Source organism: Hafnia paralvei, assembly GCF_020150375.1.
Lineage (GTDB): Bacteria > Pseudomonadota > Gammaproteobacteria > Enterobacterales > Enterobacteriaceae > Hafnia > Hafnia paralvei.
Map to the genome: position 1 here is coordinate 2,833,025 of NZ_CP083737.1, position 22,765 is coordinate 2,855,789.

A 22,765-nucleotide genomic window follows, 5' to 3' on the forward strand; every position below is an offset into this window, starting at 1 on the left:
TTACACAAAGTTTACCATTCATCACATTTTGACCTGCATCAGGTTGCAACAACGATCCATTAACATGTGCTTTGACATAGCTCACCGCTAAAATATCCCTCTAATTTATAATGAAATATTTAATGTTTCACATAACTTCTTTCACATTTCCTTGTGCCTACCTGAGCTAAACCGCCGGATAAAACCTGCGCCATTTCACACATTCAAAACTTGTACCTTTTAACAAGGTTGCACAAAGTTGCAACATTCATAATGAACAGGATATGCTCAGGCTCTACCTTACAAAAATAAAATGGAGTAGGACGGCATGGGCACCACCACTATGGGTGTAAAACTTGACGAAGCGACGCGAGATCGTATTAAAGCCGCCGCACAGCAGATCGATCGCACGCCGCATTGGGTAATCAAGCAGGCGATATTTAACTATCTCGAGCGAGTCGAGAGTGGCAGTACGCTCCCTGAACTGCCCCTTCCCGTATCTGACACACTTTCCAGCGACGGCGACGATACCGTAACGCAGCCAGATCAACCACATCAGCCGTTTCTTGATTTTGCAGAACAAATCTTGCCTCAGTCCGTCGCGCGCGCTGCCATCACCGCGGCCTATCGCCGTCCTGAGCATGAAGCCGTCTCTATGCTGCTCGAACAGGCGCGTATGGCGCCTGAACTCGCGCAGTCGACGCACCAGATGGCTTATAAAATCGCAGAAAAACTGCGCAACCAAAAAAGTGCTAATGGCAGAGCTGGGATTGTTCAAAACCTGTTGCAGGAATTTTCACTCTCTTCGCAAGAGGGCGTGGCGCTGATGTGTCTGGCCGAAGCCTTACTGCGTATTCCCGATAAAGCAACACGCGATGCGCTGATTCGCGACAAAATTAGCAATGGTAACTGGCATTCGCATTTAGGTCGTAGCCCTTCTCTGTTCGTTAACGCCGCCACGTGGGGACTCCTGCTTACCGGACGTCTGGTTGCCACCCACAACGAATCCAAGCTTTCTAGCTCGCTGAACCGTATTATCGGCAAAGGCGGCGAACCCTTGATTCGCAAAGGCGTTGATATGGCAATGCGTCTGATGGGCGAACAGTTCGTTACCGGAGAAACCATCGCTGAAGCGCTGGCAAATGCGCGTAAGCACGAAGAAAAAGGCTTCCGCTACTCTTACGACATGCTCGGTGAAGCCGCGCTGACCGAAGCTGACGCCCAGCGTTATATGATTTCCTATCAGCAGGCCATTCACGCCATCGGGAAAGCCTCTAACGGTCGTGGTATTTATGAAGGTCCGGGGATCTCTATCAAGCTTTCCGCTCTGCATCCTCGCTACAGCCGTGCACAATATGAGCGAATGATGGACGAACTTTACCCTCGTTTGCTCTCCCTGACATTGCTGGCACGCAGCTATGATATTGGCATTAATATCGATGCTGAAGAAGCTGACCGTCTGGAAATCTCACTCGACCTGCTTGAACGCTTGTGCTTTGAGCCAGAACTAGCCGGTTGGAACGGCATTGGCTTTGTGATTCAGGCCTATCAGAAACGCTGTCCGGCGGTTATCGATTATGTCATCGATTTAGCCCAGCGCAGCCATCGCCGCCTAATGATTCGCTTAGTGAAAGGCGCCTATTGGGACAGCGAAATTAAGCGTGCGCAGGTGGATGGTTTAGAAGGATATCCTGTTTATAGCCGTAAGGTTTACACCGACGTTTCTTATTTAGCCTGTGCGCGTAAACTTCTGGCGGTTCCTAGCGCCATTTATCCGCAGTTTGCCACGCATAATGCCCACACTTTATCGGCGATCTATCACCTCGCGGGGCAAAACTACTATCCGGGGCAGTATGAATTCCAATGCTTACACGGCATGGGTGAGCCACTGTACGAGCAGGTGGTTGGAAAAATAGCCGAAGGTAAATTCAACCGTCCTTGCCGTATTTATGCGCCAGTGGGAACCCATGAAACGCTGTTAGCCTATTTGGTACGCCGACTTTTGGAAAACGGGGCGAATACATCGTTTGTCAACCGTATTGCTGATAACTCGCTGCCGCTGGATGAACTGGTTGCCGACCCCGTATCCGCAGTTGAATCGATGGCAGCCAAAGAGGGGGCTATTGGCCTACCTCATCCGCGTATTCCATCCCCGCGTGGGCTGTATGGTGAAGAACGCCGTAACTCACGCGGCTTGGATCTTTCCAATGAGCAGCGCTTGGCCTCTCTCTCCAGCACGCTGCTGAGTAGCGCTAGCCATAATTGGAACTGTGCCCCTATTCTCGAGCATCCCGCCAGTGGCGATCAGCCATCTCAGCCGGTGATTAACCCTGCCGAGCCACGCGATATCGTAGGCTACGTCACGCCGGCCAGCGATGCGGATATTGAAGCCGCGCTGACCAGCGCAGTGAATGCGGGGCCCATCTGGTTTTCTACACCGCCGGAGCAACGCGCTGCCGTGCTGGATCGCGCCGCTGACTTAATGGAAGATCAGTTGCAGAGCCTGCTGGGTTTGCTGGCTCGTGAAGCAGGTAAAACGTTTAACAATGCCATTGCAGAAGTTCGCGAAGCGGTCGATTTCCTGCACTACTACGCTCAGCAGGTACGCCACGATTTCGCCAATGATACTCACCGTCCGCTGGGTCCCGTCGTGTGTATCAGTCCATGGAACTTCCCGCTAGCTATCTTTACCGGACAAGTTGCAGCCGCGCTAGCTGCGGGGAATAGCGTGTTAGCCAAACCCGCCGAACAAACGCCGCTGGTCGCAGCTCAAGCCGTACGCATTCTGCTTGAAGCCGGCGTGCCATCCGGAGTGCTACAGCTATTACCGGGTGAAGGTGAAACCGTGGGCGCTAAACTGGTCGGTGATAGCCGCGTACGCGGCGTCATGTTTACCGGCTCTACCGCCGTAGCCGGTATTTTGCAGCGTAATATTTCTGGGCGTTTGGATCCTCAAGGTCGCACCACGCCGTTGATCGCCGAAACCGGTGGTCTGAATGCAATGATCGTAGACTCATCCGCGCTGACCGAACAGGTCGTCACCGATGTCGTGGCATCTGCTTTCGACAGCGCCGGACAACGCTGCTCAGCGCTACGCATTCTGTGCGTGCAAGAGGATATCGCCGATCACACGCTGCAAATGCTGCGCGGCGCGATGGCCGAATGCCGCATGGGGAATCCTGAACGCCTATCAACCGATATTGGCCCCGTTATCGATGCCGAAGCTAAAGACAATATCGATCGTCACATACAGGCTATGCGCGCCAAAGGCCACAATGTCTATCAGGCCGCGTTTGAACATCCACAAGATAGCAAAGAGTGGTCTGAAGGTACTTTCGTCAAACCCACCCTGATTGAGCTGGAGAGCTTTGACGAGCTCGAGCAGGAAGTTTTTGGCCCCGTTCTGCACGTTGTTCGTTACAACCGTCAGAATCTTGATGCATTGATCGAGCAAATCAACGCGGCGGGTTACGGACTCACGCTCGGCATCCACACCCGTATTGATGAAACCATCGCGCAGGTAACCGAACAGGCAAAAGTGGGTAATCAGTACGTTAACCGCAATATGGTGGGCGCCGTAGTTGGCGTGCAGCCATTCGGCGGTGAAGGACTGTCCGGTACAGGGCCTAAGGCCGGTGGACCACTCTACGTCTACCGTCTGCTTTCTAGCCGTCCAGACGATGCGGTAAGCCGTACGCTGGCACGTCAAGACTATGAGCAAAACGTTGACGCAACCCTACGCCAACCATTGCTGGCAGCCCATCAAGCATTGCTAACATGGGCGCAGCAAGAGAAAAACACCGCGCTGGCGCAGCGCTGCCAAGAGTTTGGTGATTGGGCGCAAGGCGGCACCGTCCGCTTATTGCCAGGTCCGACTGGAGAGCGCAATACATATGCACTCCTCCCGCGTGAACGTGTGCTATGTCTGTTCGACAATGAGCAAGACGCCCTGATCCAGCTCGCTGCCGTGCTCGCGGTCGGTAGCCGTGTTCAGTGGATTGATAGCGAAGTTCAGCGCACGCTCTATCGTCGCCTGCCTAAAGCCGTACAGCAGCAGATTAACGTAGCGAAATCGTGGGATGCCGAGGGCGTTGAGTTTGACGCGGTGATCTACCACGGTGACTCCGACCAGCTACGCAGCCTGTGCGAAAAAATCGCCGAACGCCCTGGTGCGATTGTGTCAGTGCAAGGGTTCTCACACGGAGAAACCGGTATTCTGCTAGAGCGCCTGCTGCTAGAGCGTTCACTGAGTGTGAATACCGCCGCCGCTGGTGGGAATGCGAGTTTGATGACGATAGGGTGATAGGTAAGATTTGGAGGGGGTGTTGATTGTGTGTGGGGGCGTTGTATCCGAGCGCTTATGTATAACGTCAATATTCTATGGGATAGCGGTGAAATATTTCGTTCGCCAGTCAGCAAATGCGTTTCCATGACACCGCTGGCGAAGGCGAAGGCGACCGATGAGAGCCCCGTTGCGCGGGGGCTCTCAACTCGCGCGCTTTTATCCGAGACGCCATCTCCGCTCCGGTTTGGTATCGCCCATCCCGGGCGCCCCAAACTCCGCCGGTACATCCCTGTACCGGCGGCTCTATCTACGACCACTCAAACTAAACACCTAAAAACGTTTTGATTTTGTCTTTTGGTTTAGACGTTGACCTTTTCGGCACATTACCGGACAGCTGAGTGAATCATGCAGGTTAGGATTCGCCGATTGATATCGGCGAAAGAACGACGGAGGCATGGATGCCGATTGTCGTTCGTTCCGTCAAAACCGGAATGATGAAACGAGGGAACCCGCGTAGCGGGCTGGGAGGGGGTGCCAAGCTGGGGTGTTGGGGGGCAGCGATTGGCCCCCCAACTCGGACGCCTGCACAGTGTATATGTAGATTTCAGAGCTCTAGGCGTACGAAACCTTACTCAGTATTAACCTAAATAACAGGCATCCCCCCCTCAAATATAACTCAGCGGCTCATCCACCAGCTTCTCGCCCAAAAACTTCTCCAAAAACAGCTTAGTTCTTGGGTGCTGTGGATTGGCAAACAGTTCTTTGGCGGCACCCTGTTCTACAATTCGCCCTTCATCCATAAAAATGGCACGGTTGGCAACGTCGCGGGCAAAGCTCATTTCATGAGTGACGATCACCATGGTACGGTTTTCTTCTGCCAGCGCACGGATAGTGCTTAGTACCTCACCCACCAGTTCAGGGTCCAGCGCCGAAGTAGGTTCATCAAAAAGTATGACTTCCGGCTGCATCGCTAATGCTCGAGCAATAGCCACGCGCTGTTGCTGACCACCGGACAGGCGTTTTGGAAACGCATCCTCTTTGCCCTTTAAGCCAACTTTTGCCAGCAGTTCACGCGCTCGGGCAATCACCACCTCTCGCTTTTCGCCTTTAACGATAACCGGCCCTTCGATAATGTTTTCCAACACGGTACGGTGCGGGAATAAATTAAAGTTCTGGAAGACAAAACCCACTTCCTGACGCAGTTTTCTAATCGCCGTTTTTTGTCGGCTCAGCGGCTGGCCGCCGTCGATAGTGACATCGCCAACCTGAATCGTGCCGCCGTCAGGCTCCTCGAGCAAATTGATGCTACGCAGCAACGTGGTTTTACCAGAACCACTTGGCCCAATGATGGCTACCACCTCACCCTTCTCAACCGTGAGATCGACGCCGTGCAGCACGGTGTTTCCGTTAAAGGATTTCGTCAGATTTTTTACTTCAATAGTGCTCACTGTGGGCTCCCAAACGGATACGTCTAAAATCGATACTGTGCAGATGCAACGCCGCGTACACGGCGCGTCACCCAATATAACGGCAACTTTAGCAACTCAGGACAGGGAATAAAAAATTTTGCAGGAATATGGTTAGACTGATATGGAATAAGACACAAAAAAGCCATCGTAACGATGGCTTTTCATACTGAAGGCTTAATCAGCAGACCGCTGTTTTTTGCCAACTAAGATACTGATCGTATTTCCGTAGCGCGATGCGATAGTTATTTTGATTCGCGTCGGTCATATTCTCGATCAGATCCCACTGTTGCTCACTGCCGCAAAACTTTTCGTCGGGGAAATCGCTCGCTCTTAACATATCGTCTAAGCGGCGTAAGCGGACAATATATTCACGGATGGAGCTATGACTCATTTCCGTCTGTTCAAACAGATATTGTTTAAACTCAAGAATATCGAAGTAATCCGCTTTGCAATGGCAGTACACGTCGCTACAAAAGCGACACAATGCCGTTAGCTCTTTTTCCAGTTCTTGCCAAACTCTGTCGTCAATCAGTTGATCCATCCCAGCAAGCGTTTCGCGATCGAGAATTTTCCCACGAAACACCAGAGACATGCGATCGAGCGATTTACCACAATGAGAGCAATCACACTGGCTGTGTTTAAAATCTTTCAAATAGCGACTCAGAGGCCGTCTTTTCTGTTGGGATGCTGTCATGGCAACATGCTCCATTTTATCGAATAACTGGTGACACATTAGCTTTGGCTGGCCAGCTTGGTACGTAGACGTTTTATCGCCTGACTATGCAGCTGGCTGACCCGAGATTCTCCGACCTCAAGCACGGCGCCGATTTCCTTCAGGTTTAGCTCCTCTTGGTAATAGAGGGTCAGAACCAATTTTTCACGTTCCGGTAAGGCTTCAATGGCGGCGATCACGCGCTGGCGCAGATCTCCTTCCAACAGCTGTTTGAGAGGATTGGCATCCTCATGCTGCTGAAATACCGGCTCGGCGCTATCGCCATGCTCTTCTCGCCATTCATCGTAAGAAAAAAGATGGCTGGTGTTGGTATCCAGCAAAATCTGCTGATACTCAACCAGTGGCATATCTAACTCTTGGGCAATTTCGGTTTCTGTCGGTGCGCGATGCAGGCGCTGTTCTGCTCGCTGCATAGCCGCTGAAACTTCACGGGCATTTCGACGCACGCTGCGCGGAACCCAATCTCGGCTGCGTAGCTCATCGAGCATCGCGCCGCGAATGCGCTGAACCGCATAGGTGGTAAAAGCCGTCCCCTGCATGGCATCGTAGCGTTCGACCGCGTGCAACAGCCCGATACCTCCAGCCTGAAGCAGGTCGTCCAGTTCAACGCTCGCGGGCAGGCGAACCTGCAAACGCAGCGCTTCATGGCGCACTAGCGGAGCGTAGCGCTGCCACAGGGAATTTTTGTCGATCACGCCGTCGGCGGTATACAATTCACTCACGTTGACAGAACCCGGGTTGATGGATGCCCGGCTATTATCTAACTCTCACGCCAAAGCCAATGGCGCGATTAGTCAGCAAAAATGCCCCCTTTTCTCACGTTGCTTTTTCCGCAATAGAAGTTTGCTCAGTTATTCATCAGGTGGTTTATGTAAAAAACCCCGCCGCAGCGGGGTTAGCTGAAATGCTGGCGAAGTATTAACGCAGCAGAGTCAGTACGTTCTGAGTAGACTGGTTAGCCTGAGCCAACACAGAAGTACCCGCCTGTTGCAGAATGTTTGCACGGCTCATGTTAGACACTTCGGTCGCGTAGTCAGCATCCTGAATACGAGACTGGGAAGCAGTCAGGTTGTTTACGGTGCTGTTCAGGTTGTTGATAACAGAGTCGAAACGGTTCTGTACCGCACCCAGAGATGAACGCAGGCCGTCGACTTTTGACAGCGCATCATCTAATGCCTTTAATGGATTGGTTGTAGCTGCCTTAGTTGCAAGTTCAGTTCCTCGAGTAACTTTTCCGTCTAGATCAACACTGGCAGAATAGAGTTTATCACCATCTTTAATCACATATTTCGGTGCTCCATCCTCAGTTCCTGTATAAGCATGCATTTTTGTACTATCAGACCCAGTAAGGGCACTATATGCAACTGTAAAATTGGTAGTCTTAACACTTTTACCAGCCGTTGCTGCTGTTAAATCAGCACCTGTTGCAGCAGTACCAGTAGTGGTAACCTTACCATCTTTATCTACTCCAGTTACCTGGTCATATTTAGTACCAGTATCGTCATATTTAGCATAGACTTTCCCATCTGTGCCTTTAACAAAATCTGTTATGTCTTTATTGGAAGTCGTTGTTTTCTGGCCTGTAGCAAACTCAACGTTGATACCTGTATCAATCCGGTCGCCTGCTGCAGGTGCAGCTGCTGTCACTTTAGTTCCATCTACACCTTTAGCCACAGAGAAATCATTTAAGCCCAAAGTTTCACGGTTAATCTTACTTAAATCGATATCGATTGTTTCGCCATCATTGGCACCAACCTGAATTGTCAATTTGTTGTCGCCACTTAAAACTTTAACGCCGTTGAAATCGGTCTGTTCAGAAATACGGTTGATTTCAGATAGGCGCTGATCAATTTCATCCTGAATAGATTTCAGGTCGCTACCTGAGTTAGAGCCGTTTTGAGCCTGAACGCTCAAACGGCGAATGTTTTGCAGGTTGTCGTTCACTTCGTTCAGAGCACCTTCGGTGGTCTGCGCCAGAGAGATACCGTCGTTGGCGTTACGAGAAGCCTGAGTCAGGCCTTTGATGTTCGCTGTGAAGCGGTTAGAAATCGCCTGACCCGCAGCATCGTCTTTCGCGCTGTTGATACGCAGACCAGAAGACAGACGCTCAATAGCGGTACCCAGTGAAGACTGAGATTTGTTCAGGTTGTTCTGCGCCATCAAAGACAGGCTGTTGGTATTAATTACTTGTGCCATAGTGAGCTTTCCTTTCGAATCAGCTGCGATATACGCATCTAGTTAATGGGTCGGGCCTGATTGCCCTACGGCGTCAGCCACCGTCCACACAGGTATCGGCGCTCCCCAATTAACCTTTAGGAAATTTTTTAATTATTTTTCCTGAAAATTCTCCGCACAGACAATCGCCTAAATAAGGCCCTCTTTACGCCTTCTATCGTCCCATCACTTTTTATATTTATTTCGTAAACTTTTTTCCTACCGAGCCGATAACGCGTAAAGCGCAGTAAATTATTAAAAGGAAAATACCGATGGCATCTATTTCTTCTTTAGGGATCGGCTCTGGTCTCGACTTAAATGGCTTACTTGATAAATTATCTACGGCGGAACAACAGCGTTTAACGCCTTATACCACTCAGCAAACCAGCTACAAGGCACAGCTGACCGCCTACGGCACGCTGAAAAGCTCGTTGGAGAAGTTTGATAACCTGAGTAAAGATCTGGCAAAAGCCGACTTCTTTAATACCACCAAGGCATCGACGCACGATCAGTTTACTGTAACGACCAACGCAAAGGCGGTTGCTGGTAACTACAGCGTTGAAGTCAAACAGCTGGCTCAGGCACAAAGCTTAACCACGCAGAAAGTCATTACCGATCAGTCTGCACAGCTCGGTACATCAGGAGCGAGCGGCCGTTCTATTACCCTGACACAGGGCACACCACCTAAAACAACTCAAATTCCTTTGAGTGATGATCAGACCTCACTCTTAGAAATGCGCGATGCGATTAATGGCGCGAAAGCAGGCGTTACGGCCAGTATCGTGCGCGTAGGTGATAGCAGCTACCAGTTAGCATTAACGTCTTCCTCAACCGGTTCCGCTAACCAAATGACGGTTAAAGTGAACGGTGATGATCAATTGGGTGAATACCTGAACTATGACCCAAGCGCGCCATCAACTTCACCCACGGCCATGAAACAAACGGTAGAGGCTAAAGACGCCATTATCACCATGAATGGCACAGAAATTGTGCGTAGCAGCAATACCATTACCGATGCGCCACAAGGCACCACCATTGAGTTGAAAGCCAAAACTAAAGACGGCGAGCCGCAGAACCTGATTCTAAGCGCGGACAACTCTGGTGCGATGGATAAGATAAAAAGCTGGGTAGATAGCTATAACTCCCTACTTGATACCTTTACATCTCTGACTAAATACACCCCAGTAAAAACCGGTGAGGCACAGTCAAAAACCAACGGTGCTTTGTTAGGTGATAACACCCTGCGCGGTGTTCAGGCTGCAATTAAAGGCGCCTTAAGCTCGGCTCAGGATAACCCTGAACTGAAAGGTCTAGGCAATTTGGGGATCACCACCGACGGTAAAACCGGCAAATTGACCGTAGACAGCGACAAACTCACCAAAGCTTTCACTGACCATCCAGACCAAGTGGCCAACTTCTTTGTTGGCAACGGGACGGATAGCGGTATGGCAACCAATATTCACAATGAAATTCAAAGTTATATCAAGGCCGGCGGCGTGATCGAATCAACAACCAAAAGTATCAATACCAACCTAGATCGTTTGAGTGTACGTATCGATAGCGTGAGCGACAGTATTCAAGAAACTATCGACCGCTATAAAGCGCAGTTTGTACAACTGGATACCATGATGTCCAAGCTCAACAGTACCAGTTCGTACCTCACACAACAATTCACCGCCATGAACTCATAAGATAGGTAACAAGCATCATGTATAAAGCGACGGGCTCACAGGCCTACGCTGATGTGGGATTAGAAAGCGGCGTGATGAGCGCCAGCCCACACCAGCTTATTGTCATGTTATTTGACGGGGCGCATAGCGCCCTAATCCGTGCCCGCCTGCATATGCAGGCGGGGCAAACCCAGCTCAAGGGTCAGTCAATCACCAAAGCCATCAATATTATTGATAATGGGTTAAAAGCGGGTCTCAATCTGGAAAAAGGCGGAGAGCTTGCAGAAAACTTAGCCGCGCTGTATGACTATATGGTGAAACGGCTATTACATGCTAATCTTCATAATGATGAAGCGACAATCCAGCATGTCACGGACCTGTTAGACAATATTGCCGATGCGTGGCGTCAGATCGGCCCACAATCACAACTTAATCAGCAGGACCACTTATAATGTATGGAATACAGCCTTTGTCACATGCGTACCGGAACATCCTTTCCATCAGCGAAAGTATGCTCGATCTCGCTAAGCGCTCTGAATGGGACTCGCTGGTAAAATTGGAGATGGAGTATCTCCAAGCAGTGGCAAAAACCACTGAGCTCATGCCTATTTCCGAGGTTGATTCAGCGATGCAAACCGAGCTGCGCAGAGTGTTGGCTAAAATTCTGGATAACGAAGCTGAAATTAAACGCCTGCTACAAGCGAGAATGGATGAGCTGAGCCAAATCATCGGCAAAACCTCACGCCAACAGGCCGTGACTCACACTTATGGACAGTTTTCCGATAATGAAGGTTACCCCAACGATTTACTTTAATTTTTTATATTTAAACAACACCAGTTTAATACATTGTCCTAGTCTCTATTTTTATTAGAAATTTAATTCAATAATAACACTTTTAAATTATAGGTATTTTAAAGATTGGCCCTGCCATGTCCCTATGGCTATCATAATTAATAATAAGTTTTTCAGTAATAATGCGTTCAATACGCGCTAATATATTACTTTTCTAACACCAATAATATTCCATGAGAATTAATTAGGAATGGTCACGTCTGTATAGTGTCCATTCGTCTATTCTCTCACCACTAGGTAGCAAGCAATCGGTATGCACACCGAGGTCTGTTGTGATATTGATTTCTTTACCCCCCAAGGTTAAGCAATAGACAGAGGCTGGGTTGGCCATGCCGATCGTCTTCTCTACCGGCACCGTTTGCCTATCTGAAGAAGTTTCTGGATCCTTGTGTCCAGAATGACAGCCTGCCATAACCAATCCTCCCAATCCTACGAGCAACAGCGTGTGTAATTTCATCAAGTATTCCCAACATAAAAATAAATATTATAGACGGTCTTAACGCCCAATATAGGTAATTACTCCTATTTATTACAAGGTATTATCTACTCAGCGTTCAGACGTTTTCATCCGTTTTTTATAAAATCAATCAATAAAAACACTAATCACATCACTAAAAATTATTCATTGATTAAAAATAGTTAAATTAGTACCACAATGCTAATGATTTTATAGGTAAACCAATAGGATTCTGATATATCTTAGCTTGCACCTCTCTCATTTGGATAAGGAACTATGGCTACGCTTCGTAATCTCAAAACTGCGCTGTTGATCGGCGCGCTGGCTCTGACCGGTTGTGCAACAAAAACAGCAACTCCCGAGCAGTATTCTGGTTTTTTAAAAGACTACTCTAACCTGACAGAAACCAAATCAGCGTCTGGTTTACCCGTTTTGCGTTGGGTTGATCCCAGTTTCAAAAGCAGTCACTACGATAAACTGATCTATAACCCTGTGACTTACTATCCAGAACCTAAACCAACAACTCAGATCGGTAAAAACGTCTTAGAAGGTGTGCTTAACTACACAAATACCAAGCTGAAAGCTGCCGCAGCTCAGCGCTCCACTCTTGTGACGCAGCCGGGACCGAGGACGCTGATTTTCCGTGGAGCGATAACGGCGGTTGATACCAGTAAAGAAGGGTTACAGTTCTACGAAGTGATCCCTATCGCTATGGTGGTTGCGGGTACACAAGCCGCGACAGGACACCGTACCATGGACACTAACCTGTTCTTCGAAGGTGAGCTTATCGACTCCCAAACTAACAAACCCGTGTTAAAAGTAGTTCGTAAAAGTTCAGGTAAACAGCTTTCTAACTCGAATCAGCTATTAACCGTGGATGATCTGAAAGCCGTCATCGACAATATGGCCACCGACGCCACCATGTTCGATGTTAAATAGTTTGACGTGAAATAAGCATTCAAATTTAAGTACGCATTCTCCAGCCAGCTGCCACATACAGCTGGCTTTTTTATGCGGATTAGCAGCAATACTCTGTTTTTCAGGCAAAAAAATCCCGTACCTAGGGCACGGGAAACCATACTAGAAATTTGAAAACAAACGTTTTGAAGCAATTAGCAATGGGTATTGAGCAATCTGAACGATTCGCCATCGCTATATAAATAAGTATATAGCGATTTCACTGAATACGCAATCGTCCAAGATCACACTAAAGACGGGCTATTTTTTTACTGCGTACGAACAGGTATACGCCATACGTTTTAGCGTTGGGATACTGCTGGCCAGCGGAGGGATCTGTGTGGCTTGATCAAAGCCATTCTCTTTGCAATAACTCAATGCATCGGCATCCATTGCCGCTTTGTCAACTTTCTCAGGATCGTAGCGATAGATTACCGCCTGATCGGCTGCATGATCGTCAAGTCTGACAAAACCTTTTGGTGCGCTGACACAGCCCACCAATAAGGCCGCCGGCAAAGCCAATAATAAATAGTATTTTTTCATAAGAACCTCTCTAGTTATTTGTTCTTATGATACTCACAACTCTTTTTTGCATAAACCGGATTAATACGAATACTGGGTCATACCCGTAAAAAAGACCACTTACGTGGCCTTTAAATTCTCTCAATGACACTTGTCGATTACAGTTTGAACAAACCTTTAATGACAATACGAGCTATCGCTGAGTTATGGGCTTTAGCCGATTTAATCAGGTATTGATTAATTGCGGCAAGCATTTCATGTGGCGATGGTTCTTCTGTTTCAGAATTCACAATATGTGAACCATTTCCCTGAAAAACAACTTTGCCCTTTTCATCCAGTCCATCGTAATAGCTAATATAGCTGGCCTTCATATAATCCCTATACCTTTCATCTGATTAATAATTTACTGATATACATAACACCTTGCTAGGCAAGAATTTTATCATCAAATCAGAGGTGCAATATGTTGATTTCTTAACAATTGAATTTAGTGCTGCTGGGGGTAAGATCGCTTTACTTTTTCTGTATCGCCATCTCGCGAACAACCCAAAGTTCGTGATTTATCTGACTCACGCATAAGCCAATTTGCGAGGCTCCAAGCATGAGGGTCAGCGTATCTTTATCGGCCAAACGACCATCGCCTTCGCACGTAAACATCTTTTTATCCGGCTGAAACACCGCCAACTGATGCCGTTCTGCACCGCCACTTATCACCCAGTTCAGCATAAAAAGACATACCACCACACCTAATCCCAAAGCGGAACAAAGGATTTTCACCCCGTTAGAAAATCTCACGCTGCATCCCTTTTATAAATAATGAAGAAGGTAACAGCATGAAGAGTGTGGTTAAAATTGATTGTATAGATCAATAAATCGATATTGATCGTTGAAAACGATCGGTATTACAAAGGTATTATATTGGTGCTATTTCCGCTAAACCTGCATATTCATAATGTAGTGTATGGGCATTCAGCATTGTAGTTATGTACATGATATTTAAGTTTAGGAACCGCATTACCGCAAAGTACCAAAAAGCATTACTATGCTCTAAGGTGTTTTGCGGTAATTTTTTGCCCTATATATGCCCCATTAGCTAAATACACGGGTTATCATCAAACTCGCTCATCGACATGTCATTGACGACATATGTCACCAAGCCGAATATTCGCATTGTCTCTCACCTCCCCGCAGGGCTGGTGCTGTGTGCTATAAATAGGGACGCTCGGGAAAACAGGGCCACGGAAAGGTTTAATACTTAACTCTAAAGAGATTAAAAAGATGCACGGGATAAGAAATCTCAGTCTGATCTGTTGTATTGGGTTAACCGGCTGCGTGGTAGCAGATCTGGATTCAAGTAATTACGATTACTTCCCCTATGTTCAGACGTTCCAGAAGCCACAAACTATGGGTCACACCGATGTTCAGAAGCGCAGGGATGATCTATACGAATGCGGAGTTAACAAGAAATTTTCGCTAAATTCATGGGATGAAAAGTTCCGACGTAACAGCCTGCAGGCAGGCGAGACGATGGAGCAGCTCGATACCAGAACTAAAAAAGTAGAAGGCTGTATGAAATCAAAAGGATATGTGCTTCTGGATTTCTCTGAATGCGGACCACGAAAAAAGCCAAGCGGATTGTGTAATTGATACCGACCTTCCTGCCGGTTAGGTGGGGATAGCCGTCAATGAGACGAACTTGCCCACTGTGCGTTGTTTTCTGGCGTCGCACCGGTTATCCAGAAAAATCATGAATGCACAACTGGTTTATCAAGTTTCTGGAGCTTGGATGGAGGAAACAAATAGCGAGCAAGTAGCCATGCTGAACCAGACATTATCTGACTTTGCCCCACCCATGCCCCATAGCAAAGTTAGCAATAGATAAACTCTTTATAAAACAATAGCATCACAACGCTAAACCTGCATATTCATAATATCTTGATAGGCGGCAACCAGACGATTACGCACCTGAATCCCCATCTGCAGCGAAATGCCGGATTTTTGCAAATCGACCATCACGTCGTTTAACGCTACGCCCGGAACACCCATCTCAAAATTCTGCGCCTGAACACGAGCGTTATTTTGCGTTTCGCTGATACGGTTAACAGCCGCTTTGAGCTCCGCAGCAAATGCGCCCTGCGGGGCTTCGCTATTTTGACTACGATTGGCTGCTGAAACTGCGGTTGCCTGTAACTGCTGAAGTACGCCTTCAATTCCGACTATCGCCACTGCCGATACCCTCTTGATTAATCACTTTTACCCATAGCGCATCACCCTACCATAGAGGTCAAAGAGTAAAGCCGCTAAATAGACGCAAAAATAGGGCCTTATTCTCCCATCAAATTTCCCCTCCCCGCAGAATAATACCCTGCCTACTTTTGTAAGCCGCAGACCTTCCAAGAAAAGGCTCTGATTGAATACATTTCGCTGATAGCGCGTCAGGGAGTCCGTTTTGCAAGACATTAATTTATTCCGGGGTTATTTCCCGGCTCAACTGAAAGACAAGGTAAGCACATGAACGCTTCAGCCAACGGTACCGCGGGCACCACAGCAAAAAGCGGAGATGGCGGTTTCGCTACCCTAGTGAATCGTCTACGTGCTAACCCAAAAATTCCATTGCTCATCGCCGGAGCGATTGCGATCGCGGTTGTCGCCGTGCTCGCTCTGTGGGCAAAATCACCAGACTATCGCGTGCTGTATAGCAATATCAGCGATCGCGACGGTGGCGCTATCGTCACCCAACTTACCCAGATGAACATCCCCTATCGCTTTGCGGATAACGGCACTGCACTGTTAATTCCGGCCGATAAGGTGCATGAAACCCGCTTGCGCTTGGCGCAGCAGGGCTTACCGAAAGGTGGAGCGGTAGGTTTTGAGCTGTTAGACCAAGAAAAGTTTGGTATCAGCCAATTCAGCGAACAAATCAACTACCAACGCGCGCTGGAAGGCGAACTCTCTCGAACGATTGAAACACTCGGACCAGTGCAAACTGCACGCGTACATTTAGCCTTACCTAAGCCGTCTCTGTTTGTACGCGAGCAAAAACAGCCTTCCGCCTCCGTGACCTTAAATCTACAACCGGGGCGTGCGCTAGATGAAGGACAAATCAACGCCATCGTGTATATGGTTTCTAGCAGCGTTGCCGGTCTTCCCGCAGGGAACGTCACCGTTGTCGATCAAGGCGGTCACCTGCTGACCCAGTCTGATGGCACCGGACGCGACTTAAACGCGACCCAGCTTAAATACGCCAACGAAGTTGAAAGCCGTATTCAGCGCCGTATTGAGGCCATTCTTCAGCCCATGGTTGGCAATGGTAACGTGCACGCGCAGGTCACCGCACAGATAGATAATGCCGTACGTGAACAGACCGACGAAGAATACAAGCCGAATCAGGCTCCTAATCAAGCCGCGGTACGTAGTCAGCAACTCAGCGACAGCTCGCAGTCCGGCGGACAGTTATCCGGTGGTGTCCCTGGGGCATTAACCAATCAACCTGCCCCAGCGGCGACGGGTAACATCACTAATCCACCACAGGCCGGTGGCGCCAACGCCAATACAGCCAATGCACAGCGGCCGGCGTCGTCTACCATTGATACCAATGGACGCCGCAGCAGTTCTGCATCGAACGCTCGCCGCGATGAAACTATCAACTATGAAGTTGATCGCACGATTCGTCACACCCAGCAAAAAGCGGGGAACGTCGATCGCCTGTCGGTTGCCGTGGTCGTTAATTACGCCACCAACGCCAGCGGGAAAAGTATTCCATTAACGCCGCAACAACTGGAGCAAGTGACCGCATTGGTGCGTGAGGCCATGGGCTTCTCTGCAACCCGAGGCGATACGCTCAATGTGGTGAATACGCCATTCACCACCAGTGCTGAAGAAAGTGGTGATGTGCCATTCTGGCAGCAATCCAGCTTCTTTGATCTGCTGATGACTCTTGGCCGTTATCTGCTGGTACTGATTGTGGCCTTCATCCTGTGGCGCAAACTGGTTAAGCCACTGCTGAACAAACAGTTGGCGAACGCGCAGCCTGCTCGCCGCGTTGAACCAACGCCAATCGTGACCACGCCGGTTCAGCCTGCGAAACCAAGTAATGAAGAAATACAGAATCGTCGTAAATCGCAACAACGCGCCACGGCTGAACAGCAAGCACAGCGCGTACGTGATATGGCTGAGCAAGACCCTCGAGTGGTCGCTCTGGTAATTCGCCAATGGATGAGTAACGAACAATGACCATGACCGCGACTGAAAAAAGTGCAATTTTGTTGATGACTATCGGTGAAGACCGTGCGGCAGAGGTGTTCAAACACCTCTCCACTCGCGAAGTGCAGCACCTCAGCACCACCATGGCCACCATGAGTCAGGTTTCTCATCAGCAACTGGGCGAAGTGCTCAATGAGTTCCAAGACGAGGCTGAGCAGTATGAAGCGCTCAGCGTTAACGCCAGCGACTACCTACGTTCGGTGCTGGTCAAAGCGCTAGGCGAAGAGCGCGCTTCCAGCCTGCTAGAGGACATTCTCGAGTCACGTGAAACCGCCAGCGGTATTGAAACGCTTAACTTTATGGAGCCGCAGGCCGCCGCCGATATTATTCGTGACGAACATCCGCAGATTATCGCCACTATTCTGGTGCACTTAAAGCGTGCGCAGGCAGCCGATATTTTGGCGCAGTTTGACGAACGCCAGCGTAACGATGTGGTGCTACGCATCGCCACCTTTGGCGGTGTTCAACCTACAGCCCTGCAAGAGCTGACTGAAGTCCTTAACGGTTTGCTCGACGGACAAAATCTCAAACGCAGCAAAATGGGGGGTATTCGCACCGCGGCTGAAATTATCAACCTGATGAAAACCCAACAAGAAGAGTCTGTCATTGAAGCCATGCGCACCTACGACGGTGAGCTGGCACAAAAAATCATTGATGAGATGTTCCTGTTCGAAAATCTGGTCGATGTCGACGATCGCAGCATCCAGCGCATTTTGCAGGAAGTGGAGTCCGAATCTCTGCTCATCGCCCTCAAGGGGGCCAACGAAGCGCTGCGCGAGAAGTTTATGCGCAATATGTCGCAGCGTGCGGCAGATATTCTACGCGACGATCTCTCAACCCGTGGACCTATTCGTCTATCACTAGTAGAAAGCGAGCAAAAAGCGATTCTGCTGATCGTACGTCGTTTAGCCGAAAGTGGCGAAGTGATGATCGGCGGCGGCGAGGACGCATATGTCTAATCCTCCAAATAATAAAGAGGGATTCCGCAAAGCGGTTTTCCCTAAAGCCACCATTGAGGAAACTAATCAGCAGTGGCAACGTTGGGAAATGCGCGATTTTTCCGCGCCCCGCAAACCCAAAATGCCTGCGTTTAAGATGGAGCCGCTGCCGCCAGCGGCCGAATCAACGCCCGCCGTTATTGCTCAGGCCGAGCTTGAGCAACTGCGTGAAGACGCCCAAATGCAAGGCTATCAACACGGCCTGCAACAAGGCGAAAAACAAGGGTACGATACCGGTTTCCAACAAGGGCTTAATGAAGGCCGTTCGCAAGGATTACAGCAGGCACAAGCCGAGCAACAACCGTTGCTAGACCACTGGCGTCAGCTCGCCCAAGAATTTCAAAGTTCTCTACAGGCGATGGATAACGTGATTGCCGCGCGGCTAATGCAAATGGCGCTCACCGCCGCAAAACAGATTATCGGCCAGTCTCCGGTCTGCGACGCCAGCGCGGTGTTACAGCAAATCCAGCACCTCATTAATCAGGAGCCGTTGTTTAACGGCAATTTACAACTGCGTGTGAATCCGCAAGATTTGCCGATTATTCAACAACAGCTCGGCGTACAGTTAGAGCAACAAGGATGGCGTTTACTCGCCGATACCCAGCTACACCGCGGCGGCTGCAAAATCAGCGCCGAAGGCGGTGAACTCGATGCCAGCATCGCCACTCGCTGGCAAGAACTGTGCAAACTGGCCGCGCCGGAGCTGCCGCTATGACCCAACGCCTCAATACTTGGCTTAGCACCTTAGATGCCTTTGAAAAGCGGATTCCGCAGATCCCACCTGCCCGACGCTACGGGCGGCTGACCCGTGCGACGGGACTGGTGCTCGAGGCCAGTGGACTTCAGCTCCCTATTGGCGCTACCTGTCTAATAGAACGTAATGATGGAGTAAAAATCCAGCAGGTCGAAGCTGAAGTGGTTGGTTTTAACGGGCAGCAGCTATTTTTGATGCCGCTTGAAGACGTCGACGGCATTGTTCCCGGTGCGCGCGTATGTTCTCAAGGCGGCGGGTTACAGTCCGGCGGCAAACAACTGCCGCTGGGCCCCATGCTATTAGGCCGCGTGTTAGACGGCGGAGCCAAGCCGCTCGACGGATTGCCCCCGCCGGAAGAAGCCGATGTCGGCAGTTTAACCACTATGCCGTTCAACCCATTACAGCGTACGCCGATTGTTGACGTGCTCGACGTTGGCGTACGTGCGATTAATGCGCTGCTCACCGTTGGGCGCGGTCAGCGCATGGGGCTGTTCGCAGGTTCGGGCGTGGGGAAAAGTGTACTGCTCGGCATGATGGCGCGCTATACCCAAGCCGATGTGATCGTCGTTGGGCTGATCGGTGAACGCGGCCGCGAAGTCAAAGATTTCATCGAAAATATTCTCGGTGATGAAGGTCGCAAACGTTCAGTGGTTATCGCTGCGCCCGCCGATGTTTCCCCGCTGCTCCGTATGCAGGGAGCATCCTATGCTACGCGCATTGCTGAAGATTTTCGCGATCGTGGACAGCACGTATTGCTGATTATGGACTCCCTCACCCGCTATGCGATGGCGCAACGTGAAATTGCCTTGGCTATCGGCGAACCGCCCGCAACCAAAGGCTATCCACCGTCGGTGTTCGCCAAACTTCCAGCGCTGGTTGAACGCGCTGGCAACGGCACCCACGGTGGCGGCTCAATCACCGCATTTTATACTGTGCTGACTGAGGGCGACGATCAGCAAGATCCTATCGCTGACTCGGCACGCGCGATTCTCGATGGCCACATCGTGTTGTCTCGCCGTTTGGCCGAAGCCGGTCACTACCCAGCTATCGATATTGAAGCCTCAATCAGTCGCGCCATGACATCGCTGATTAGCGACGATCACTACGCACGAGTTCGACGGTTTAAGCAGCTACTTTCTAGCTATCAGCGTAACCGCGATCTCATCAGCGTCGGTGCTTACGCTAAAGGCTCCGATCCTATGCTGGATCAGGCCATTACGCTATATCCCCATTTGGAAGCATTTTTGCAACAAGGGATCTTCGAGCGCAGCGGCTACACCGATGCCTGCTCAAGCCTACAGGCGTTGTTCCCCGCGTAGGACATTATGACCCAATAACGGGGCGTTGTACGAAGAGGGCTGTTTATACGCCCCAAACAGCATCAATAACGCTGTTACGAGAGTGAACAAATACAGCCACCGCACATACCACTTCAAGTATGACGGGGATAAATAGGAGTCTCTGCGCGCTCGGTGAGTTCGGCTCTGGCGCACTTGAGATAGGAGGTAATTATGTCTTCACCTATGAGCACACTACGTGACCTTGCACAGCAAGATGTTGATGATGCGACAACCGCATTGGGAAAGTCGCGTCAAGCATACCTGCATGCAGAGCAACAGCTCAGTATGTTACTGAATTATCAAGATGAATATCGTCAGAAACTGAATCAGGGAATGAGCGGCGGTATGGATGCCTCCCGTTGGCAAAATTACCAGCAGTTCATTCGCACCTTGGATCAAGCGATTGATCAACATCGAATTCAGCTTAATCAGTGCAATGTTCGGCTAGCTACAGCGACCCGCTGCTGGCAGGAAAAACAACAGCGTCTCAATGCATTTTGTACGCTGCATGAACGTCAGGAGCAGCAGCTAAAAATGCAGCTCAATAAACAAGATCAAAAACGGATGGATGAGTACGCCCAGCGTGCCGCCATGAGGAGAGAAAAATCATGACGTCCCAATTGCTCGCTGTTACGGCTGCAAATCATACCGCAACACCCTCCAATAGTGCTGGAGCTAACGCCCAATCAGAAAGCGCGGCGCCGTTTTCCGACGTTTTATCACAGGCCCATACGTTAACTAAAGGACGCCAAACATCGCAGGATGCATCGAAGCAGACAGGATCTGCGTTAACCGCAAAAACCGATCTCAAAGCCTTGCAAGCCGCGCTGGCTAAAACGCTGCAACAGGCAAAGACACAGCCAGAAGAAGGCAAAGACGCGCAGCAACTATTGAGCCAACTGGCTCAGTTAGATCCTCAACAGCAACAAAAACTGTTGGCATCGCTTAATGTTTCGCTGAACGATAAAGGTAAAGCGCCACTCGATGGCAGCGTGCAAGCGCTAACCGAATCACTCACAGGCAAAGAGACCGATAAAGAGACCGAGCAAGCCGGACAGGCGGCTATCAGCGCACTGCTTGCCATGCTGCCAAATTCGTTGCCCAAGGCCTTATCAGATACCCCCGTTACGGATACGTCAGAACCAGCCCTAACCCTGCTTTCCGGTGAAAACAAAAAGGATGCTAGCCGAGATCTTCACTTACTGCTGAAAACAGACAAGCCAGATGCAGAGCTAGACGAACATCAACTTTCGTTGCCTATCACCGCCGCATCAAGCAAAAAAGTCGATCCTTCAGCGCTAAAGTCTGCCGTTGAAACCAAAGCAGTACCGACAAATGCAACGGATATTCCGCTGAAGCTTGCCGCCCAGCCAGAAAATGCGCTGCCGCAGCACAGTGAGACTAGCGCTTTGCAGCCAGCCCACGCGCAGCCTCATGCGCTGAGCAATATCACCGCCAGCAGCCCGGTAATAACCAACACGATAGCTGCCCCCACCACACCGCTGCCCACACCGGTATTAAACGCGCAACTAGGCAGCAGCGAATGGCAGCAAGCGCTGGGGCAACAAATCATGATGTTTAATCGAAACGGCCAACATAGCGCCGAGCTGCGGTTACATCCACAAGATCTTGGTACGCTACAAATCAGCCTACGAATTGATGATAACCAAGCACAGCTGCATATGGCTTCTGGCCATAGTCAGGTACGCGCGGCACTTGAAGCCGCATTACCTCAGCTCCGCACGGCGCTAGCCGATAGCGGAATTCAGCTTGGACAAAGCAGCGTAGGCAGTGACGCTCAGCCACAGTGGAACGGTTCACAGCAAAACTCAGCCGATCGTCAAGCGACATCAGGTGTGTTTAGCATATCCGAGAACCACGATGACGCGGTGATAGCAACTACCGTTGCGTCGAAATCGGTGAGAGTTGGGGGAGTGGATATTAGTGTGTAATCGCTGTGGCTTATGTGTAATGTTCCAGTCGTCTGATATGTGAGTTCAGAGTGAATTTCGTACGCCTAGTGCACCGAAACTGACATGCACTCCGTGCAGGCGTCCGAGCAACGCGGCTCAATCGCCGCCTTCCATCCAGATTATTTCTATACCAGAACCGTGAAGGTTTTCGTCCGCCCATTAGCATTTGTGTTTCCATGAAACCGCAGGCGTAGGCGTCCGACGAGAGGTTACCAGCGCGTAACCTCTCGACTCTCGCGCTTTTTACCGCGTCGCTTGGCCGACCGGTCTCAGAGCGCACATCCTGTACGCCCTCGAC

The 22,765-nt window shown here is 49.9% G+C and carries 20 protein-coding genes; 11 read left to right on the plus strand and 9 right to left on the minus strand.

The genetic code is table 11. The features are described from left to right. Positions 1 to 307: 307 nt before the first annotated feature. On the plus strand, positions 308 to 4,282 hold the full coding sequence (gene putA, locus K9N75_RS13440; protein WP_224451728.1) for a trifunctional transcriptional regulator/proline dehydrogenase/L-glutamate gamma-semialdehyde dehydrogenase: 3,975 nt from the start codon (positions 308 to 310) through the stop codon (positions 4,280 to 4,282). A 647-nt stretch (positions 4,283 to 4,929) separates the two neighbouring features. On the opposite strand, the gene tcyN is transcribed toward putA, so the two are convergent. From tcyN to K9N75_RS13460, 4 genes are all read right to left on the minus strand, one after another. Then, the gene (gene tcyN, locus K9N75_RS13445; protein WP_008813822.1) at positions 4,930 to 5,712 is read right to left on the minus strand and encodes an L-cystine ABC transporter ATP-binding protein TcyN; all 783 of its coding nucleotides are present in this window, start codon (positions 5,710 to 5,712) and stop codon (positions 4,930 to 4,932) included. 199 nt (positions 5,713 to 5,911) lie between these two features. Then, positions 5,912 to 6,427 (minus strand): flagella biosynthesis regulatory protein FliZ, encoded by a 516-nt coding sequence (fliZ, locus tag K9N75_RS13450; RefSeq protein WP_020303701.1) that lies wholly within the window; start codon positions 6,425 to 6,427, stop codon positions 5,912 to 5,914. Between the two features lie 38 nt (positions 6,428 to 6,465). Beyond that, positions 6,466 to 7,188, minus strand: coding sequence for an RNA polymerase sigma factor FliA (locus tag K9N75_RS13455; protein ID WP_008813823.1), 723 nt, complete (start codon positions 7,186 to 7,188; stop codon positions 6,466 to 6,468). A 196-nt stretch (positions 7,189 to 7,384) separates the two neighbouring features. Further along, positions 7,385 to 8,662: a FliC/FljB family flagellin gene (locus K9N75_RS13460; RefSeq protein ID WP_224451729.1), complete on the minus strand. Its 1,278-nt coding sequence runs from the start codon at positions 8,660 to 8,662 to the stop codon at positions 7,385 to 7,387. A gap of 290 nt (positions 8,663 to 8,952) precedes the next feature. Between K9N75_RS13460 and fliD the strand changes: the two genes are divergently transcribed. The 3 genes from fliD to fliT are packed head-to-tail and all read left to right on the plus strand — an operon-like array spanning position 8,953 to position 11,164. Continuing rightward, entirely contained in the window at positions 8,953 to 10,371 is a 1,419-nt protein-coding gene (fliD, locus tag K9N75_RS13465) for a flagellar filament capping protein FliD (RefSeq protein ID WP_224451730.1), read from the plus strand. A 17-nt stretch (positions 10,372 to 10,388) separates the two neighbouring features. After that, the gene (gene fliS / locus K9N75_RS13470) at positions 10,389 to 10,802 is read left to right on the plus strand and encodes a flagellar export chaperone FliS (RefSeq protein ID WP_004092864.1); all 414 of its coding nucleotides are present in this window, start codon (positions 10,389 to 10,391) and stop codon (positions 10,800 to 10,802) included. Further along, a complete protein-coding gene (fliT, locus tag K9N75_RS13475) occupies positions 10,802 to 11,164 on the plus strand; it encodes a flagella biosynthesis regulatory protein FliT (RefSeq protein ID WP_008813827.1) in 363 nt (120 codons plus the stop codon). Before fliS ends, fliT begins: the two co-directional genes overlap by 1 nt. 223 nt (positions 11,165 to 11,387) lie before the next feature. Here the strand turns inward: fliT and K9N75_RS13480 are convergent, their stop codons facing one another. Continuing rightward, on the minus strand, positions 11,388 to 11,660 hold the full coding sequence (locus K9N75_RS13480) for a putative hemolysin (protein WP_008813828.1): 273 nt from the start codon (positions 11,658 to 11,660) through the stop codon (positions 11,388 to 11,390). Positions 11,661 to 11,936: 276 nt separating this feature from the next. Between K9N75_RS13480 and K9N75_RS13485 the strand changes: the two genes are divergently transcribed. Continuing rightward, positions 11,937 to 12,599 (plus strand): DUF3313 domain-containing protein, encoded by a 663-nt coding sequence (locus tag K9N75_RS13485; protein ID WP_039186315.1) that lies wholly within the window; start codon positions 11,937 to 11,939, stop codon positions 12,597 to 12,599. 279 nt (positions 12,600 to 12,878) lie between these two features. Here K9N75_RS13485 and K9N75_RS13490 read toward each other — a convergent pair whose 3' ends face one another. The 4 genes from K9N75_RS13490 to fliE form a co-directional block, all read right to left on the minus strand. Then, positions 12,879 to 13,160: a hypothetical protein gene (locus K9N75_RS13490; RefSeq protein ID WP_008813830.1), complete on the minus strand. Its 282-nt coding sequence runs from the start codon at positions 13,158 to 13,160 to the stop codon at positions 12,879 to 12,881. Between the two features lie 137 nt (positions 13,161 to 13,297). Next, complete coding sequence (locus K9N75_RS13495) at positions 13,298 to 13,510, minus strand: hypothetical protein (RefSeq protein WP_008813831.1); 213 nt, start codon at positions 13,508 to 13,510, stop codon at positions 13,298 to 13,300. A 142-nt stretch (positions 13,511 to 13,652) separates the two neighbouring features. Next, positions 13,653 to 13,934 carry a hypothetical protein gene (locus K9N75_RS13500; protein ID WP_020303700.1) on the minus strand — a complete coding sequence of 94 codons (282 nt, stop codon included), beginning with the start codon at positions 13,932 to 13,934 and terminating at the stop codon, positions 13,653 to 13,655. A gap of 1,116 nt (positions 13,935 to 15,050) precedes the next feature. Then, complete coding sequence (gene fliE / locus K9N75_RS13505; RefSeq protein ID WP_004092852.1) at positions 15,051 to 15,365, minus strand: flagellar hook-basal body complex protein FliE; 315 nt, start codon at positions 15,363 to 15,365, stop codon at positions 15,051 to 15,053. 285 nt (positions 15,366 to 15,650) lie between these two features. Between fliE and fliF the strand changes: the two genes are divergently transcribed. The 6 genes from fliF (at position 15,651) to K9N75_RS13535 (ending at position 22,446) form a co-directional block, all read left to right on the plus strand. Continuing rightward, positions 15,651 to 17,372: a flagellar basal-body MS-ring/collar protein FliF gene (gene fliF / locus K9N75_RS13510; RefSeq protein ID WP_039186310.1), complete on the plus strand. Its 1,722-nt coding sequence runs from the start codon at positions 15,651 to 15,653 to the stop codon at positions 17,370 to 17,372. Continuing rightward, complete coding sequence (gene fliG, locus K9N75_RS13515; RefSeq protein WP_004092847.1) at positions 17,369 to 18,361, plus strand: flagellar motor switch protein FliG; 993 nt, start codon at positions 17,369 to 17,371, stop codon at positions 18,359 to 18,361. Before fliF ends, fliG begins: the two co-directional genes overlap by 4 nt. Beyond that, positions 18,354 to 19,115, plus strand: coding sequence for a flagellar assembly protein FliH (fliH, locus tag K9N75_RS13520; RefSeq protein WP_064573558.1), 762 nt, complete (start codon positions 18,354 to 18,356; stop codon positions 19,113 to 19,115). The genes fliG and fliH overlap by 8 nt, the downstream gene beginning before the upstream one ends. Then, positions 19,112 to 20,473, plus strand: coding sequence for a flagellar protein export ATPase FliI (gene fliI, locus K9N75_RS13525; protein WP_130961129.1), 1,362 nt, complete (start codon positions 19,112 to 19,114; stop codon positions 20,471 to 20,473). Before fliH ends, fliI begins: the two co-directional genes overlap by 4 nt. A 192-nt stretch (positions 20,474 to 20,665) precedes the next feature. After that, positions 20,666 to 21,106, plus strand: a complete 441-nt coding sequence (gene fliJ / locus K9N75_RS13530) for a flagellar export protein FliJ (RefSeq protein WP_039186302.1) — start codon at positions 20,666 to 20,668, stop codon at positions 21,104 to 21,106. Then, positions 21,103 to 22,446 (plus strand): flagellar hook-length control protein FliK, encoded by a 1,344-nt coding sequence (locus K9N75_RS13535; RefSeq protein ID WP_224451731.1) that lies wholly within the window; start codon positions 21,103 to 21,105, stop codon positions 22,444 to 22,446. The genes fliJ and K9N75_RS13535 overlap by 4 nt, the downstream gene beginning before the upstream one ends. The last annotated feature ends 319 nt before the right edge of the window (positions 22,447 to 22,765 follow it).

Excerpts from the sequence above, each read along its gene's own strand:
- putA (WP_224451728.1), top strand. The coding sequence starts at position 308 with ATGGGCACCACCACTATGGGTGTAAAACTTGACGAAGCGACGCGAGAT.
- fliZ (WP_020303701.1), bottom strand. The coding sequence starts at position 6,427 with ATGACAGCATCCCAACAGAAAAGACGGCCTCTGAGTCGCTATTTGAAA.
- K9N75_RS13460 (WP_224451729.1), bottom strand. The coding sequence starts at position 8,662 with ATGGCACAAGTAATTAATACCAACAGCCTGTCTTTGATGGCGCAGAAC.
- fliD (WP_224451730.1), top strand. The coding sequence starts at position 8,953 with ATGGCATCTATTTCTTCTTTAGGGATCGGCTCTGGTCTCGACTTAAAT.
- fliS (WP_004092864.1), top strand. The coding sequence starts at position 10,389 with ATGTATAAAGCGACGGGCTCACAGGCCTACGCTGATGTGGGATTAGAA.
- fliT (WP_008813827.1), top strand. The coding sequence starts at position 10,802 with ATGTATGGAATACAGCCTTTGTCACATGCGTACCGGAACATCCTTTCC.
- K9N75_RS13480 (WP_008813828.1), bottom strand. The coding sequence starts at position 11,660 with ATGAAATTACACACGCTGTTGCTCGTAGGATTGGGAGGATTGGTTATG.
- K9N75_RS13485 (WP_039186315.1), top strand. The coding sequence starts at position 11,937 with ATGGCTACGCTTCGTAATCTCAAAACTGCGCTGTTGATCGGCGCGCTG.
- K9N75_RS13490 (WP_008813830.1), bottom strand. The coding sequence starts at position 13,160 with ATGAAAAAATACTATTTATTATTGGCTTTGCCGGCGGCCTTATTGGTG.
- K9N75_RS13495 (WP_008813831.1), bottom strand. The coding sequence starts at position 13,510 with ATGAAGGCCAGCTATATTAGCTATTACGATGGACTGGATGAAAAGGGC.
- fliF (WP_039186310.1), top strand. The coding sequence starts at position 15,651 with ATGAACGCTTCAGCCAACGGTACCGCGGGCACCACAGCAAAAAGCGGA.
- fliG (WP_004092847.1), top strand. The coding sequence starts at position 17,369 with ATGACCATGACCGCGACTGAAAAAAGTGCAATTTTGTTGATGACTATC.
- fliH (WP_064573558.1), top strand. The coding sequence starts at position 18,354 with ATGTCTAATCCTCCAAATAATAAAGAGGGATTCCGCAAAGCGGTTTTC.
- fliI (WP_130961129.1), top strand. The coding sequence starts at position 19,112 with ATGACCCAACGCCTCAATACTTGGCTTAGCACCTTAGATGCCTTTGAA.
- fliJ (WP_039186302.1), top strand. The coding sequence starts at position 20,666 with ATGTCTTCACCTATGAGCACACTACGTGACCTTGCACAGCAAGATGTT.
- K9N75_RS13535 (WP_224451731.1), top strand. The coding sequence starts at position 21,103 with ATGACGTCCCAATTGCTCGCTGTTACGGCTGCAAATCATACCGCAACA.